5 protein-coding genes are annotated in these 16,774 nt (G+C 74.3%); all 5 read left to right on the top strand.

The window, feature by feature from the left end:
* Nucleotides 1-136 precede the first annotated feature (136 nt).
* The 5 genes from WBG99_RS00120 to WBG99_RS00100 all read left to right on the top strand — a co-directional run bounded on the left by WBG99_RS00120 (nucleotide 137) and on the right by WBG99_RS00100 (nucleotide 16,773).
* Complete coding sequence (locus WBG99_RS00120; protein ID WP_338894308.1) at nucleotides 137-637, top strand: hypothetical protein; 501 nt, start codon at nucleotides 137-139, stop codon at nucleotides 635-637.
* A gap of 38 nt (nucleotides 638-675) precedes the next feature.
* Complete coding sequence (locus WBG99_RS00115) at nucleotides 676-1,188, top strand: hypothetical protein (RefSeq protein ID WP_338894307.1); 513 nt, start codon at nucleotides 676-678, stop codon at nucleotides 1,186-1,188.
* A gap of 107 nt (nucleotides 1,189-1,295) precedes the next feature.
* Nucleotides 1,296-2,717, top strand: a complete 1,422-nt coding sequence (locus tag WBG99_RS00110) for a PfaD family polyunsaturated fatty acid/polyketide biosynthesis protein (RefSeq protein WP_338894306.1) — start codon at nucleotides 1,296-1,298, stop codon at nucleotides 2,715-2,717.
* Nucleotides 2,714-3,580, top strand: coding sequence for an ACP S-malonyltransferase (gene fabD / locus WBG99_RS00105; protein WP_338894305.1), 867 nt, complete (start codon nucleotides 2,714-2,716; stop codon nucleotides 3,578-3,580). Before WBG99_RS00110 ends, fabD begins: the two co-directional genes overlap by 4 nt.
* A gap of 161 nt (nucleotides 3,581-3,741) precedes the next feature.
* Nucleotides 3,742-16,773 carry an SDR family NAD(P)-dependent oxidoreductase gene (locus WBG99_RS00100; RefSeq protein ID WP_338894304.1) on the top strand — a complete coding sequence of 4,344 codons (13,032 nt, stop codon included), beginning with the start codon at nucleotides 3,742-3,744 and terminating at the stop codon, nucleotides 16,771-16,773.
* Nucleotide 16,774 lies beyond the last annotated feature (1 nt).

Genomic DNA, 16,774 nt, shown 5'->3' with positions numbered 1-16,774 from the left:
GGGGTCGCTGCTGGGGGAGTTCCGGGGGCGGGCCGGGGTCCTGGTCGACAAGGCTTGGCCGCCGGTCCCGCCGGGCGCGACAGCTTCCCGACCGAACGCCGGGACCGGCCACATGCCTAACCGAAGGGCGGGACACGTGACCAGCACGACGGAGAAGACCTACGCCACCCTGACCGAGGCCGAGCGGTCGTTCGTGGACGAGGTGGCGCGGCACTACCACGAGGCGCACGGCGTGACCTGGGAGAAGGGCCGGGCCATGGCGTGGATGATCATCAGTGACCCGATCGAGCAGACGCTGGACCAGATCTGCGCCGCGGTGGACGCCGAGCCGGACAGCATCGAGCAGCTCATCGAGCAGTTGACGCTGGCCGGCCTGTACCGGCGCATCGAGTCTCCCGGCGAGGAGACCCGCTACCGGCTCGTCGACGACGGCTACCCCAAGGCCGTCGCCGACACCTTCGCGAGCTGGCCCGAGTACCACCAGATCTTCCGCTTCGGCCTCGAGGTCCTCGCCGACGCCGACGAAGACCGCCGCAGGCGGATCGCCGAGATCGAGGAGCTGTTCGGCCACATCGTCGGCGACCTCGCCGACATGTCCAAGCGCTGGGAGGAGCACCGCCGCACCGCTGCCGCCTGACCGACCGCCGCCCGGACGCACCGCGAGGAGAGCTCACCATGACCGAGCAGACCGCCCCCACCACCCTCTCCGAGGGTGAGCAGGCCTTCGTGGAGAAGGTCGCCCAGTACTACTTCGAGAACGACGGAATGCCGCACGACCGCGGCCGCGTCGTCGGCTGGATGATGATCTGCGACCCGCCGGAGCAGACCGCCGCCGACATCGAGAAGGCCCTCGGTGTGCCGCGCGCCGCGATCGACCGCATCGTGGACCAGCTGACCCCGGAGAACGACCCCGTCAGCGTCTTCGAGCGCACCGGATCGCTCCAGGAGAACTACACCATCCGGCTGCGCGAGAACAGTTGGGGCCCCAAGGTCCGGGGCATCTTCTCGGAGTTCCCCGACTTCCACCGCGTCGCCGCTAACGGGCTGACCGGCCTCAGGACCGAGAACGCCTCCGAGGAGCGCCTGCTGCGGCTGGCCAACATGGAGCGGTTCCTGGGCTTCGTCAGCGCCGAGATGCCCGCCATCCTCGAGCGCTACGAGCAGAGCAAGGCCGGCGCCGGCCAGTGACCGCGGCACCCGCCCGGACCGGCGGGTGCCCGACGATGCCAGGGCCCCGGACCCCGGGGCCGCACGCCAACGACGTCGGGACGCGGCACAGACAGGACGGGGCACAGATGACCACATCGCTCGTGCGGGCCGACCGGACGGCCGAGGACCACGGCCGCATCGGCGCGGAAGCGCTGGGCAGCGCGGCCTTCCGCGCCGACCACGGCGTCCGCTACGCCTACGCGGCAGGCTCCATGTACAAGGCGGTGGCCTCCGAGGAACTCGTCCTGCGGATGGGCAGGGCCGGCCTGCTCGCCTACTTCGGCACGGGCGGCCTGCGCGCCGACCGGGTCGTCGCCGCCGTACGCCGCTTCCAGCGGGAGATCGGTGACGGCCCGTGGGGAGTCAACCTCCTCGCGTCGCACGAGAACCCGGCCAAAGAACAGGAGCAGGTACGGCTGTTCCTCGAGCACCGGGTTCGCCGGGTCGAGGCGGCCTCGTTCATCGTCCCGACCCGGCCGCTGGTCCAGTACCGGATCAGCGGCCTGCGCACGGCACCCGACGGCTCCGTGCACGTGCCGCACCGGGTCATGGCCAAGGTGTCGAGACCCGAGGTCGCACAGTACTTCCTCGAACCCCCGCCGCGGCACCTCGTGGAGGAACTGCTGGCCGACGAAGCCGTCACCGCCGAGGAGGCGGCCCTCGCGGAACGCGTCACCCTCGCCGACGACCTGTGCGCCGAGGCCGACTCGGGCGGCCACACCGACCAGCGGCAACTCGTCGTGCTGCTGCCCGACACAGTCCACCAGCGCGACCGGGCCGCCGCCCGGTTCCCCGCCGCCGGGCAGGTGCGGGTCGGCGCGGCGGGCGGACTGGGAGTGCCGGAGGCGGTGGCCGCCGCGTTCGTCCTCGGCGCGGACTTCGTCCTCACCGGCAGCATCAACCAGTGCACCGCCGAGTGCGGCACCAGCGACCGCGTGAAGGACATGCTCCAGCAGGCCGAGGTCCAGGACATGACCGTCGTTCCGGCCGGCGACATGCTGGAGACCGGTGCCCGCGCACAGGTACTGCGCCGCGGCCTGTTCTACCCGGCCCGCGCCAACCGGCTCTACGAGCTCTACCGCCGCCACGACTCGCTGGACGACCTCGATATACGCACCGCCGACCAGCTCCAGCGGCGCTACTTCCGGCGGACGTTCGACCAGGTGTGGGAGGAGACCCGCGCCTACTACGCACAGGCCAACCCCGCATCGCTGGCCCGCGCCGAACGGGACCCGAAGCACAAGATGCTGCTCGTCTTCAAGGCCTACTTCGTACAGTCGATCCGCCTGGCCATGAGCGGCTCGGAGGAACACCAGGTCGACTACCAGGTCAACTGTGGTCCCGCGCTCGGCGCGCTCAACTCCCGCCTGCGCGGCACCGAGCTGGAGCACTGGCGCAACCGCCACGTCGACGAGCTGGCCGACCTGCTGATGCGCGGAGCGGCGGACGTCATGACGGCGAGGCTGGCCGGCCTGACCACCGAGACACCCCACGGGAGCCGAACGTGACCGTCGCCCACCTCTTCGCCGGACAGGGTTCCCAGCGCGTCGGCATGGGAGCCGAGTTGCTCGCGACGTACCCCAACCTGGTGCGCCAGGCCGACGACGCGCTCGGCTACTCGGTCGCCGACCTGTGTCTGAACGGCCCGGCGGAGCGCCTGGCGGACACCAGGTTCACCCAGCCCGCCATCTACGTCGTCGACGCCCTCGCCTACCTGGACGCGGTCCGCAGAACAGGCGTCATACCCGACGTGGTGGCCGGTCACAGCCTGGGGGAGTACGCCGCGCTCTTCGCCTCCGGCGCTTTCGACTTCCGTACCGGCCTGGAGATCGTCGCCCGGCGCGCCGCGCTCATGGCCGACGCCGGGCCAGGCACCATGGCCGCAGTCATCGGCCTGGACGAGTCCACCGTCCGGGACGTCCTGGCCGCCGAGGGCGGCGACGTCGACCTCGCCAACCTCAACGCCCCGGACCAGATCGTCGTCTCGGGCGGCGCCGAAGACGTACACAGGGTCTCGAAGGCGCTGACGGCACAGGCGGCCACGGTTGTGCCGCTCCCGGTCAGCGGCGCGTTTCACTCGCGGGGCATGCGACCGGCCGCCGAACGCTTCGGCCACTTCCTGAACGGCTACGTGTTCGGCCGCCTCAAGATCCCCGTCATCGCCAACGCGACCGCCCAGCCCTACGGCGACCACGAGATACGCGACCTGCTCTGCCGCCAGCTGTGGTCCCCCGTCAGGTGGACCGACACCGTGCACCACCTGCTCACGCTGCCCGACCCCGACCTGCGGGAGATCGGCCCCGGCAATGTGCTCACCGGCCTGACCCGGCGCATCCGCGCGGCACGCGAAGCGGCGCCGGCGAGCAGCTGACGGGCGCGCCGGTCGGTGACCGGGACGCCGGGAGTGCCGACGAGCCGTACCGATCGGTGAGCGGGACGCCAGGACTGCCGAAGGGCCGCACCGGTCGGTGACCGGGACCAGGACTGCCGGGATGACCGGACGAGAAGACCGGACTGGAGGAACAACGGCGCATGGAGCCGAACGTCGTTACGGGTGACTTTCGCGTCACGCGAGCAGATGTCCTGGCCTTCGCGGAGGCAGGCGGGGACCACAGTCCGCTGCACGTGAACGAGACCTATGCCCGCCGGACGCCCTTCGGGCAGCCGGTGGCGCACGGCGCGCTGTGCGTGCTCCGGGCACTGGCCCTGGCCCCCGCGCCGGGCACCGGACTGCGCCTAGCCTCACTCCGGGCACGGTTCCCCGGGCCGGTCTACCCAGGCCAGCTCTACCGGTGGGAGGCGGAGCACACCCCCGGCGGCCCGACCTCCGTACGCGTCCTCGACGGGCGGCGCACCCTGGCCGAGATCGAGGTCCGATACGCCGAAGGCACCGTGCACGCGCCGCCGGCCAGGCCCGCGCAGCACCGGTTCACCGCCGAGGCGGCCCGCACACCGGTGACGCAGCTCGCCCCCGGCGCGCAACTGGGCACCCGCTACCGCCCCGACTGGCAGGCACTCCTCCGTCTCGTGGAGGCAGAAGGGCTCGTGGACCAGGGAGTGGGCGTGGACCATGCGGCCGTGCTGGCCTGGGCGAGCCAGCTCGCCGGCATGGAGGCCCCCGGCCGCGCCGCCCTCGTCAGCGGCATCGACGCCGACTTCGAACCCCTCCCCGGACGGCGGGGCTTCACCGCGCGGGCAGTTCTCGCCGACGTGGACCCGCGCTACCGCTCCGTGCGGCTCACGGGCGACGTGACCGGCGGGCACACCACTGCACGCGTGGAGGTCCGCGTCTTCGCCCGGCGCGAGTCCAGCGCACCGGACCCGGACCGGCTGCGCCTCCTCGTACCCCGGCACGGCGCCCTGCGGGGCCGGACCGCCGTCGTGTGCGGTGGCAGCCGCGGACTCGGCGCGGCGTTCGTCCAGGCGCTCGCCCTTGCCGGAGCCACCGTCCACCTGGCCTACCGGGACAGCACCGCCGAGGCCGAGGCCCTCGTCGCCGCGCTCGGCCCCGACGGCACTCGCGTGCGCCTGCACCGGGGGGACGTCGCCGACCCTGCCTGGTGCACCGAACTCCGCCGGGCCGTGCAAGAGCGGGACGGAACCGCCGACCTCCTGATCCTCAACGCCGGCCCCCCGGCCCGGCCGATGGACGTGCACCCGGACACGGCCGCACGGGCCGGCGAACACGTGACGGCGGCACTGCGGCTCGCCCAGGCGCCGCTCGCCGCATTCGCGGGGCACATGGCCGGCGGCGGTCTCGTCATCGCCGTGTCCTCGGCGTACGCCCACGCACCACACCGCGGGCTGTCCCACTACACCGCCGCGAAGCGGGCGCTGGAAGGGCTCGCGGAGGCGGTGGTCGTGGACAGCCCCATGCTGGCGACGCTGATCGTCCGCCCGCCGCGCCTGGCGACCACCTTCGCCGACAGCGTGGCTGACGACAGCGCCCTGGACGTCGAGCCCGTCGCCGCCGCCGTGGTTCGGCGCGTGGCGAGCGGCGTGGCGGCGGGGACCACCGAGGTGCTGGCCGAGTTCGACGTGCCCGGGACAGCGCGTGGGGAACCGGCCGACGGTGCGGGGGCGGATGCGCCGGGGCAGGGAGCTGGGGACGGCCGGCCGGGGCACCCGTCCGGCGTTGGCGAACCGCGTGCCGCCGAAGCGGCTGGCGCCTCCGTGACCGAGGCGGCTGACGCCCCCGTGACTGAGGCGACCCACGCCCTCGTGGGCGGTCCCAGCGGCACCCTCGTCGTGGCCGCCACCTTCACCACCGACCCGCTCCATCCCGTCCTGGCCCACTGGTGCGAGCGGCTCGGACTCGACCTGGCCGTGCGGCCGGCGGCGTACGGGCAGGTGTTCCAGGAACTCCTGGACCTGTCCGGCGCGTTCGCGGCGAACCGGCGCGGCTGCAACGCGGTGCTCGTGCGCGTGGAGGACTGGCCGGAAGGACCCGAAGGCGATCGCACGGCCGACGAGTTCGCCGCCGCGGCCCGCACGGCGGCGGCGCGCCTCCCGGCGCCGCTGCTCGTCGCGCTCTGCCCTGCGTCGCCGCCCGCCCTCGCCCGCCGCGCCGAAGCCCTCAAGGCCGTGGAGGACCGCCTGTGGCGGGCCCTCGACGGGACCCGCGGACTGCACCTGACCCGGCTGGACGACCGGCGTGACGGCCACTGGGTGGCCGACCACCACGACGCGGCGCGGGAGGACCACGCGCACATCCCCTACACCCCCGAGGCCTGCACGGCACTGGGCACCGCGGTCGCCCGCACCGTGCACGCCCTGCTCGGCCGCCCGTACAAGGTGCTCGTCCTCGACTGTGACAACACCCTGTGGCGCGGCGTCTGCGGCGAGGACGGCCCCCTCGGAGTGGAGCTGGAAGACGCCCACCGCCACCTACAGAAGTGGGCGGTACGACGGCACGACGAAGGTGTCCTCGTCTGCCTGGCCAGCAAGAACTCCGCCGAGGACGTGGACGAGGTGTTCCGGCTGCGCCCGGACATGCCGCTGCGCCCCGAGCACGTCGCCGCCCGCCGTGTCGACTGGAACGCCAAGGCCGGCAACATTGAGGCGCTGGCCCGTGAACTCGGCGTAGGGCTGGACTCGTTCGTCTTCCTCGACGACAACCCGGTCGAGATCGCGACCGTACGCTCGGCGCAGCCGCAGGTCCTCGCCCTCCAGCTGCCCGCCGACGAGGCGGACTGGGCCGGGTTCCTCGCCCGGCTCTGGGCCTTCGACCGCGCGCAGGTCACCGAGGAGGACCGCAGGCGCACCGAGATGTACCGCGCGGCCCGGCGCCGGGAGGAGGCCCGTGACGCGGCGCCGTCCCTCGCGGGCTTCATCGCCGGTCTCGGGCTGCGCGTCGACGTCCACGAGGCCCGCGACGACCAACTGGCCCGCGTCGCCCAGCTCACGCAGCGCACCAACCAGTTCAACCTGTCGCCGCTGCGCAGGACCGAGGCCGAACTGCGCGGCGTGCTCGCCGACGGTGCCCGGTGCTGGGTGGCCGAGGTCGGCGACCGGTTCGGCGACTACGGGCTGGTGGGCGCCGCAGTGACCCGCGACGAGGGCGACCGGGTCCTGCTCGACACGTTCCTGCTGAGCTGCCGTGTCCTCGGGCGGGGCGTGGAGCACGAGTTCCTGGCCGCGGTGGCCCGCGCCGTCACCACCGAGGGCGGTCCCACCGTCCTCGCCGCCGAGCACCGACCGACCGACCGGAACACCCCCGCGCGTACGTTCTTCGAGGCCGCGATGGGTCAGGCGGTGACGGGCGAAGCCGCGACCGGTGAAGCCGTGGTGGGCGAGTCCGCGCACGGCGGGGGTGGGGCGCGGTTGCACACGGCGCCGCTGGACCGTCTCGCCGAGCTGAAGTTCCGGCCCGATGACGGACCAGCGCCCGAGGACACCACGGCGGAGCGCCGCGCGGCACCGGCCGGCGGCAGCCCGACCGCGGACGCTGCCCGGCGTGCGGCGCTGGCGCACCTGGCGGCCGAGCTGACCGACATGACCGCACTGCACCGCGCCGTCACCGGCGAGCGTGTGCCCGATCCCGCGCCGCCGGCCGCCCGTACGCCCGAGCCCGCGCGCGGCGGAAGCGATCCGTTCAACGCCGTACGGGCCGTGGTGAGCCGGCTCAAGCGGATCCCGGTCACTGAACTCACACCGGACACCACAGTGGAGTCCCTGCGCCTGGAGTCGCTGGAGATCGTCGACGCCACCGTCGCCCTGGAGAAGGACTTCGGACGGCTGCCGAAGACGCTGTTCTTCGAGCACCGCACCCTCGGCTCCGTCGCCCACGCCCTGGAGCCGTCCACGCCCGCCGCCTCGCCGGGGACTTCGCACCCTCGGCCCGTGCCACAGTCGTCTCCCACGGCTGTGTCGCGGCCGTCGCCCGCGGCCGTGTCGGGGGCCGGCGACGCCTCAGGGCCGACGGCCGGTATCGCTTCCGCGCCGTCGACCGACGCCGCGATCGTGCCGGACGACCGCATCGCCGTGGTCGGCATCGCCGGCCGCTACCCGGGCGCTGACGACATCACCGAACTGTGGGACAACCTCAAGGCGGGCGTCGAGTCGCTGGGCGACGTCGCCGTGCGCTGGGAACAGCGGGACGTGGTCGACCCGGACGGCGGCCCGGACCGCACGTACAGCTCGGCCGGTGGACTCCTCGACGGCGTGGACGAGTTCGACGCGCTGTTCTTCCAACTCGCCCCCAGCGAGGCGGAGACCATGGACCCGCAGCAGCGTCTCTTCCTCCAGACGGCCTACCACGCCGTCGAGGACGCCGGACACACCCCCGCCGGTCTCGGCCGCGACGTCGGCGTCTACGTCGCCTCCATGGGCCCGGACTACGCCGTGCTCAGCGCCAACGCCGCGCTGGACGGCCACAGCCGGTACCCGAACAGCGACCTCTACCAGATCGCCAACCGGGTCTCGTACTTCATGGACTTCACCGGACCGAGCATCGCGGTCGACACGGCCTGCTCCGGGTCGGGCGTCGCCCTGCAACTCGCCTGCGACGCGATCCGCGCGGGAGCCGTCTCCGCCGCGCTCGCGGGAGGCGCCAACCTGGTCCTGCACCCGGCCCGCCGCATCCAGTACGCCCAGCTCGGCATGATCTCGCGGACCGGCCGGTGCATGCCCTTCGGAGCCGACGCGGACGGCATGGTGACCAGCGAGGCCGTCGGCGCGGTCCTGCTGCGCCCGCTGCGCGACGCCCTCGCCGACGGCGACCACGTCTACGGCGTCATCCGGGCCGTCGGCGCCAACAGCGACGGACGCACCAACGGCTTCACCGTGCCCAGCCCGCAGGCGCAGGCCGACCTCATCGCCCGCACCCTCGGGCGGGCGGGCACCGACCCGTCCGCCGTCGGATACGTCGAGGCCCACGGCACCGGCACCCCGCTGGGCGACCCCATCGAGATCCGCGGTCTGAGCAAGGCCTACGCCTCCGTGCACACCCCGGCGTCGATCCCCGTCGGCAGCATCAAGGGCAACATCGGGCACACCGAGGCGGCCGCCGCCCTGGCCGGACTGACCAAGGTGCTCCTGCAACTGCGGCACCGCACGCTCGTGCCGTCCCTGCACTCGCAACGTCTCAACCCCGACATCGACTTCGCGGCCACGCCGTTCCACGTACAGCAGTCCACGTCTGCCTGGCCCGCCACCGCCGACGGCGCCCCGCGGATCGCCGCACTCAGCTCCTTCGGCGCGGGCGGGGTCAACGTGCACCTCGTCGTGGAGGAGGCACCGCCCACCCCGGCGGCCGGCGCGGCACCGGCCGGGCCGGAACTCGTCGTGCTGTCCGCGCGGGACGAGGAGCAACTGCGCCGTGCCTGCGCGCGGCTCGCCGCCCGGCTGCGCGCCTCAGAGCGCGAACTCCGGCTGGCCGACGTCGCGTTCACCCTGCGGGAGGGCCGCGAGCACTTCGACACGCGCTTGGCGCTCGTCGTCGCGGGAACGGGCGAACTCGCGGACCGTCTGGAGCAACTCGGCGCTCCGGGACGGCAACTGCACGAGGCGGTGCGGGACACCCCCGATGCAACGCTCGGCAGGCTGGACGACGGAGGCCGGCTCGGCGACGTCTTCGACGGAACGCCGGGCACCACCGAGGCCCTGCGCGCCCTCGCCGAGCGTGGCGAACTGGCCAAGCTCGCCCGGCTCTGGTGCCAGGGAGCCCGGCTGGACTGGCGGAACATCCTGCCGTCCGCCGACGGCCGGCGGGTGTCCCTGCCGGGTTACCCGTTCGCCCGCACACGGCACTGGCTGCCTCGGACCGGCGCCGCCTCCGGACCGGCCGCGCCGGCCGGTGGTGCCGCCGCCTCCAGGCAGCGGCGCGCCGAACTTTACGTCCCCGACTGGACACCCGTCCCGGCCCCGCCGACGATGCCGACGGCACTCGCGCAGGATGCCACGGTGATCGTCGTCGGCGGCACGCCGGGCTGGGCGCGGAACGCCAGCCACCATGTCGCCCACCCCCGGGACGTCACCGGCCTGGTGCGCGGCCTGCGCCACGCCGTCGTGGTCGACCGCCGCGCCCTCGACCGTGCCGCCGAACCCCTCGCGCAGTCACTGACCGAGGCGACCGGCACTCTCGACACGCTGGCCGGCCTCACCGACGCCAGCCGGTCCGTCACCTACGTCACCCTCACCCCACCCGAGTGGGCTGGCCCCGCCGCCGCCCTGGCCGTCGGCTTCGGGCGCGCCCTGGAGCGCGAGGTCCCCGGGTTCCGCTCGGTGCGGTGCGAGATCGACGCCGGGGAACCGGACCTGGCGCAGGTGCTGTCCCTGCTCGCCACCAGCGCGCCCGAACTGCTCGTGGACGGCACCGACCACCTCGTCCGCGCATGGACCCGGGCCACCGTGCCCGCCGGACAGGCGCCGCCCGTGCGGCACGGAGGGCACTACGTCGTCACCGGCGGCGCGGGAGGCGTCGGACGCCTGCTGACCGCGTACCTCGTCGAGCGGTGGGCGGCACGCGTGACGTGGGTGAGCCGTTCCGGCGCGGAGACCGGGCCCGGCGAGACCCTGCTGCGGTCGCCGGCCCGAAGCGGCGGCGCGGTGCGGCAGGTGCGGGCGGACGCGACGGACCCCGACGCCCTCGCCACAGCGCTCGCCGACGCACGGGAGGCGTTCGGCCCCGTCCACGGCGTGATCCACGCGGCCGGGGTACTCAACGACGGCGCCGCCCGCGACCGTACGGCGGACGAGATGCGCGCCGTGCTGGCACCCAAGACGTGGGGCACCCTGGCCCTGGACGAGGCCACCGCCGGGGACCCGCTGGACTTCTTCCTGCTGATGTCGTCGTTCGTCGGCACCCTGGGCAACGCCGGGCAGACGTCGTACTGCGCCGCCAACCGCTTCCTCGACGCGTTCGCGGAGCACCGCGCCTCTCTGGTGGCGCGGGGCGAGCGGTCCGGCCGCTCGGTGTCCGTCGCCTGGCCGCTGTGGCGGGACGGCGGGATGGAGATGCCGTCCGCCGTCCGGCGCCTGACCGAGACCACGCTCGGGCTCACCCCGATCGACACACCGGCCGCACTGGCCGCCTTCGAGGACGCCCTCCGCCTCGGCCGGTCCCGCGTCCTGGTCGGCTTCGGCGACCAGGAGCGGATCGGCGCGGCGCTCGCCGGGCGGCACGGGATGGTCGGCAGGCAGGGGGTGTCGGCCCGGGCTGCGGCATCCGCCGTGTCCGAGGCGTCGCCGCGCACCGATGGCGGGCTGCGGACTGATGGCGGGGGGCAGGCCCTCGGCGGGGTGCGGACCGATGGCGGGATACAGGCCGTGGCGGCTCCGGTCGCCGACCGGGAGCGGTTGCGCGACCTGCTGCGCGACGAGGCGGCGGGTCTGGTCAAGATTCCGGCCGAACAGGTCCGTGTCACGGCTGAGTTCGGCGACTACGGTTTTAACTCCCTGCTGTTCACCGACTTCGCCAACCGCCTCAACGACCGCCTAGGGCTGGCCCTGACGCCGGTGGTCTTCTACCAGCACTCGACCGTCGAGGCGCTGGCGTCGGCGCTGCTGGAGAGCGCGGCACCCGCCCTGGCCGTACCGGAGGCACCCACAGCCCCGGCCACGCCTCTGCCCCCACCCGCGTCCACCCCCACCCCCACGCCCACGGCACTGGCGGTGTCCGGGTCCGCGTCCCGAGCCGAAGCGCAGCCGCCCACCGCAGCGGTGACCGATCCCCGACCGTTGGCCTCGGGGCCCGCGCACCCCCGCACCATGCCCCCGGTCGCCGTCATCGGCATGGCCGGTCGGCTGCCCGGATCGCCGGACCTGGACGCCTACTGGGCCCATCTGATCGAGGGCCGCGACCTCGTCATGCCCGCGCCTGGGGACCGCTTCGGCGATTCCGTGCCGGCCGGCGGGTTCCTGGACGACATCCTCGCCTTCGACGCCGAGTTCTTCGCCGTCTCCCCGCGCGAGGCGCGCCTGATGGACCCGCAGCAGCGGTTGTTCCTGGAAGCCGCGTGGCACGCGGTCGAGGACGCCGCGATCCGCCCGAAGTCCCTCGCCGGCAGCCGTACCGGCGTCTTCGTCGGCGCCACCCTGTCCGACTACGCCGACCTGCTCGGCCGGGCGGGCGAGGAGGTCGCCGCCCACAGCATCACCGGGCACGTCCAGAGCGTCATCGCCAACCGCCTGTCATACCTGCTGGACCTGCGCGGGCCGAGCGAGGTAGTCGACACCGCCTGTTCCAGCTCGCTCACGGCACTGCACCGGGCGCTGGCCGCGCTGGAGGCGGGGGAGTGCGAACTCGCCGTCGCCGGTGGGGTGAACGCGCTGTTCTCCCCGGCGTGGTTCGACTCGCTCGGCCAGGCCGGGATGCTCTCGGCGACCGGCCGCTGCTGGACCTTCGACGAGCGGGCCGACGGGTTCGTACGGGGCGAGGGCGTCGGCGTCGTCGTCCTCAAGCCGCTGGACCGGGCCCTCGCCGACGGCGACCCGATCCGAGCCGTCGTCCGGGGCAGTGCCGTGAACCACGGCGGCCGGGCCCACTCCCTGACCGCGCCCCGCCCGGAGGCCCAGGCCGAGGTCGTCACCGCCGCGCTGAACCGGGCCGGCGTCGACCCGCGGACCGTCACGTACGTCGAGACGCACGGCACCGGCACCCGGCTCGGCGACCCCATCGAGATCGCGGGCCTGACCGCCGCCTTCGACCGGCCGGGCGCACGCACCGCAGGACCCTGGTGCCACCTGGGCGCCGTGAAGGCGAACATCGGGCACCTGGAGTCCGCCGCCGGTATCGCCGGGCTGCTCAAGGTGCTGCTCGCGATCCGCCACCGCACCCTGCCGCCGAACGCCGTGGGGGAACGCGCCAACCCCCATCTGCGGCTCGACGGCACCCCGTTTCACGTACTGCGCGAACCACGGCGGTGGCGGCCCGCCGACGATTCCGGGGCGCCCCTGCCGCTGCGCGCCGGGATCAGCGCCTTTGGCTTCGGCGGGGCCAACGCCCACCTGGTCGTGGAGGAGCCTCCCGCCCGCACCGTGGCCGCGACGCGACCGGAGCCCGCCGGGGACCAGGTCCTCGTCCTGTCCGCCCCCGACGACGACCGGCTGCGTGCCTACGCCCGGGTGGTGCGCGACGTACTGCGGCAGGACGGGCAGGATCTCGCCGACCTCGCCCACACGTCGCGCGTCGCACGCGACCCGATGCGCGCCCGGCTAGCGCTGGTTGTTCCCGGTCGCGCGCAGGCCGTGGCCGCGCTCGACGCCTTCCTCGACGGCCGTACGGCACCGGGGCTGCACACCGGCACCGCCGCGGCCGCCGCCGACGGCGCGGGCCCCGATCGTGGTTCGGGGTCGGGCTCCGGTTCGGGTGCGGGTTCAGATCTGCACGAGGCGGCCCGTCGGTGGGTCGCCGGTGAGGACGTCTCCTGGCCGATCGAACCGGGGCGACGCCGAGTGCCGTTGCCGGCCCGCCCGTTCGACCACTCCAACCAGTATGGTCCCCAGGCCCTGACAGCCACGACAGCGCCGACGGCTCCGACCGCTCCGACGGCCTCGGTGGCGCGGACGGTCCCCACGGCCGCCATGGCCCCCACCGCCGCTACCGCCCCGGCCACCGAAAAGAGCCCCGCCGCCGACGCCGGTACGCCATCACTGCGGCTGCTCGCCCGCACCTGGACGCCGGCGCCCGCGCGCGGCATGGCGCCGTCCGCCGGGCGCCTCACCACCCTGGTGCTCGTCGGCGCCGAGGCCGACGCCGGACTGGCGGAGGAACTGGCCGGGCTCGACGGACACGACGTCGTCGTGCTGCGCGAGCCCTCACCGCTGCCGCTCCCGTGCGCCCGCACCGTGGAGGCCGACCTCAACGACCGGGAGCGCACCCGCGAGGTCCTGCATGGGGAACTGACCGCCCACGGGCCGTTCGACGTCGTCATCGACGCGGTCGACGCCCTCGCCGCTCCGGGACGGCCGTCCCGGCACGCGGGCCGGATCGCGCTGCTCCAGGAGCTGGCGTCCCGCGCCCGGGACCACGCGGTCACCGTGGTTCACGTCCGGCCGACGCCTGCGACCCGACCCGCCGAGGCCGGGCAGGGGGACGCGGTGCTGACCGCGGCTCGCATGGCCGGCTGCGTACGGGCCGTCGGTGCGGAGTACGCCGCCGTCACCGCCGTGACCGTCGAGTACGACGCCGTACCGGAGAGGCTGCCGGGCCCGGTGGCGCTGGCCGCCGCCGAACTCCCCACCGTGACAGCGGCCGAGGGCGCCGAGATCCGCTACGTCCGCGGGGCACGGCACGTGGGGGACCTGGAGCCGGTCCCGGTACCGGCCGCGGGGCACGAGGGGCGCCTCGGTTCCGTCGCCGTGACCGCCGACCGCCCGTACCTCATCACCGGCGGAACGGGCGGCCTCGGGATCGCCGCCGCCGAACTGCTCGTCGCACGCGGCGCCCGGCGGCTCGCCCTCACCGGCCGCCGCGCCCTGCCGCCGAGGGAGCGCTGGGCACACGCGACGGCGGACGACTGGTGGGCCACCCGCACGGCCGCGATCACCCGCATGGAGGCGGCGGGAGCCCAGGTGCTGCTGCACCACGGTCCCCCCGACCGGCTGACCGCGTTCCTGGACGACGTGCGCGCCCGCTTCGGGCCGCCGGCGGGCGTTCTGCACTGCGCTGGTGCCGTCTCACCCACCCCTGCCTTCGTGCACAAGCCCCCGCACGAGTTCGACATGACGTGGGAGCCGAAGGGACCGGCGCTGGCCGCGCTCGACCGGGCCCTGGCCGACGCAGATCCGGACTTCGTCGTGCTCTACTCCTCCGTCTCGGCCCTGATGCCGCGGCTCTCCGTCGGCCTCAGCGACTACGCCGCCGCCAACGCGGCCCTGGACGACTACGCCGAGTTCGCACAAGCCCGCGCCGGCGCTCGCGGCAGTGCCACCCGCTGGCTGTCCCTGGCCTGGGGCAGCTGGTCCGGCATCGGCATGGGCGAGGTCACCACGCCCCGCTACGGAGAGGTGGGCCTGGTACCCATGCGCCCCGAGGACGGACTCATCCTGCTCGACGCCGCGCTGGCGACGGAGCAGCACGCCGCGCTCGCGGCCGTCGCCACCCGGCCCGTCGCCACCGGGTCCGGCACCGCCCCGGACGACGCGCCCCCGGAGGGGACCTCCCAGCCGAACGCCCAGCCCCGGCCGCAGACGGGACCGGAGGTGGGGGCGGTGGCGGGATCCGAGGCAGGACCGGTGGCGGACGGGATCGATCCGCCGTCGGCGCCGGACGACACGCGGCTCGTCCAACGCTGCGCCGATCACGTCGCGGACGTCCTCGCCGAGGTGCTCGGCACGCCACGTGACCGCATCGCACACGACCGGCCCTTCGCCGACCTCGGCGTCGACTCGATCCTCATCGCGAGCATCGTCGTCCGGCTGGAGGCCGCCACCGCAGCGCCCCTGGACCCGTCCGTCGTCCTGGAACACCCCACGGTCGAACGGCTCGCCCACCACTTGGTCCACGCCCACCGCGAGGGCATCACCCGCTGGGCCGCCGGACCCGCCGGACCCGCCGGACCCGCCGGACCCGCCGGACCCGCCGGACCCGCCGGACCCGCCGCACCCACCGGACAGCCGGCGACCGGCGTCCCGCCCGCAGCGCCCCGCCCCGCCCCCTTGCCCGCGCCCGCACCGACCGGCGAACCGGCCCCCGGCACCGGCCCCGGCATGCCCCTCGCCGTCATCGGCATGGCGGGCCGGTTCCCCGGCGCCCCCGACACCGCGGCCTTCTGGGACCTGCTGCGCAACGGCCGGTCCGGCGTCCGCGAGGTCCCGCGCAGCCGGTGGGACGTGGCCTCCCGCTACTCGCCCGAGTACGCGCCCGGCATGAGCATCAGCAAGTGGGGCGGCTACCTAGACGGCATCGAGGACTTCGACCCCACCTACTTCGGCATCCCCGAGGCGGACGCCGCGCACGTCGACCCCCTGACCCGGCTCTTCCTGGAGACGGCCGAGACGGCCATCGCGGACGCCGGATACCGGGGCGAGGAGCTGAGCGGCCGGGCCGTCGGCGTCTTCGTGGGCTCCGGCACCAGCACTTACGCGTCGCGCATCACCATTCCCGGCCGAGCCACCGCGACCGGCCTCAACCAAAACTTCATCGGCGCCCACCTCGCCCACCTGCACGACCTGCGCGGACCCAACCTCGTCGTGGACACGGCCTGTTCGTCGTCGCTGTCGAGCCTGCACCTCGCCCGGCAGGCGTTGCAGCTCGGCGAGTGCGAGATGGCCGTCGTAGGCGGCGCCGACCTGCTGCTGGACGAGACGCCGTACCTCTCGCTCAGCGCCGCCCGCGCCCTGTCGCCCGACGGCACCTGCCACGTATTCGACGCGTCCGCCAACGGCTTCGTGCCCGGCGAGGGAGTCGGCGCGATCCTGGTGAAACCGCTGGCCGCCGCCCTCGCCGACGGCGACCGTGTCCTTGCGGTGATCGAGTCGACGGCCATGAACAACGACGGCCGCACCATGGGCCTGACCACCCCCAACCCCGACGCCCAGCAGGCGGTCGTCCGCGAGGCGCTGCGCCGCGCCGGGGCCGACCCCGCGAGCGTGTCGTACGTCGAGGCGCACGGCACCGGCACCATGATCGGCGACCCCATGGAACTGCGGGCTCTGACGAGCGTGTTCGCGCAGTCCACCGACGAGAGCCAGTTCTGCGGCGTCGGCAGCGTCAAGTCGAACGTCGGGCACCTGCTGATGGCGGCGGGCATGGCCGGCCTCCAGAAGATCGTGCTGTCGCTCCAGCACCGGCAGTTGCCGCCCACCCTGCACTGCGAGCGCCCCAATCCGAGGTTCGCCTTCCAGACGTCGCCGTTCCGCATCCAGGACCGGCTGGAGCCCTGGCAGCCCCGGCACGGTGTACGCCGAGCCGGCCTCAGCGCCTTCGGCTTCGGCGGGACCAACTGCCACGTCGTCCTCCGCGAGCCTGTGGGCCCCGAGGAAACCGGCCGCAAGACCGTACGGACGCCCCTGTCGCCGCCCGTGTTCCAACGGCGCCGGCACTGGGTCGAGCGCACCGGCCAGGACGATCCCCTGCGCATCACGCCCCGTCCCGTGCTCGAGCTGGAGGAATTGATCTAGT

Source organism: Streptomyces sp. TG1A-60 (assembly GCF_037201975.1).
Classification (GTDB): Bacteria; Actinomycetota; Actinomycetes; order Streptomycetales; family Streptomycetaceae; genus Streptomyces.
This window is presented reverse-complemented; position numbering and strand designations above follow the sequence as displayed.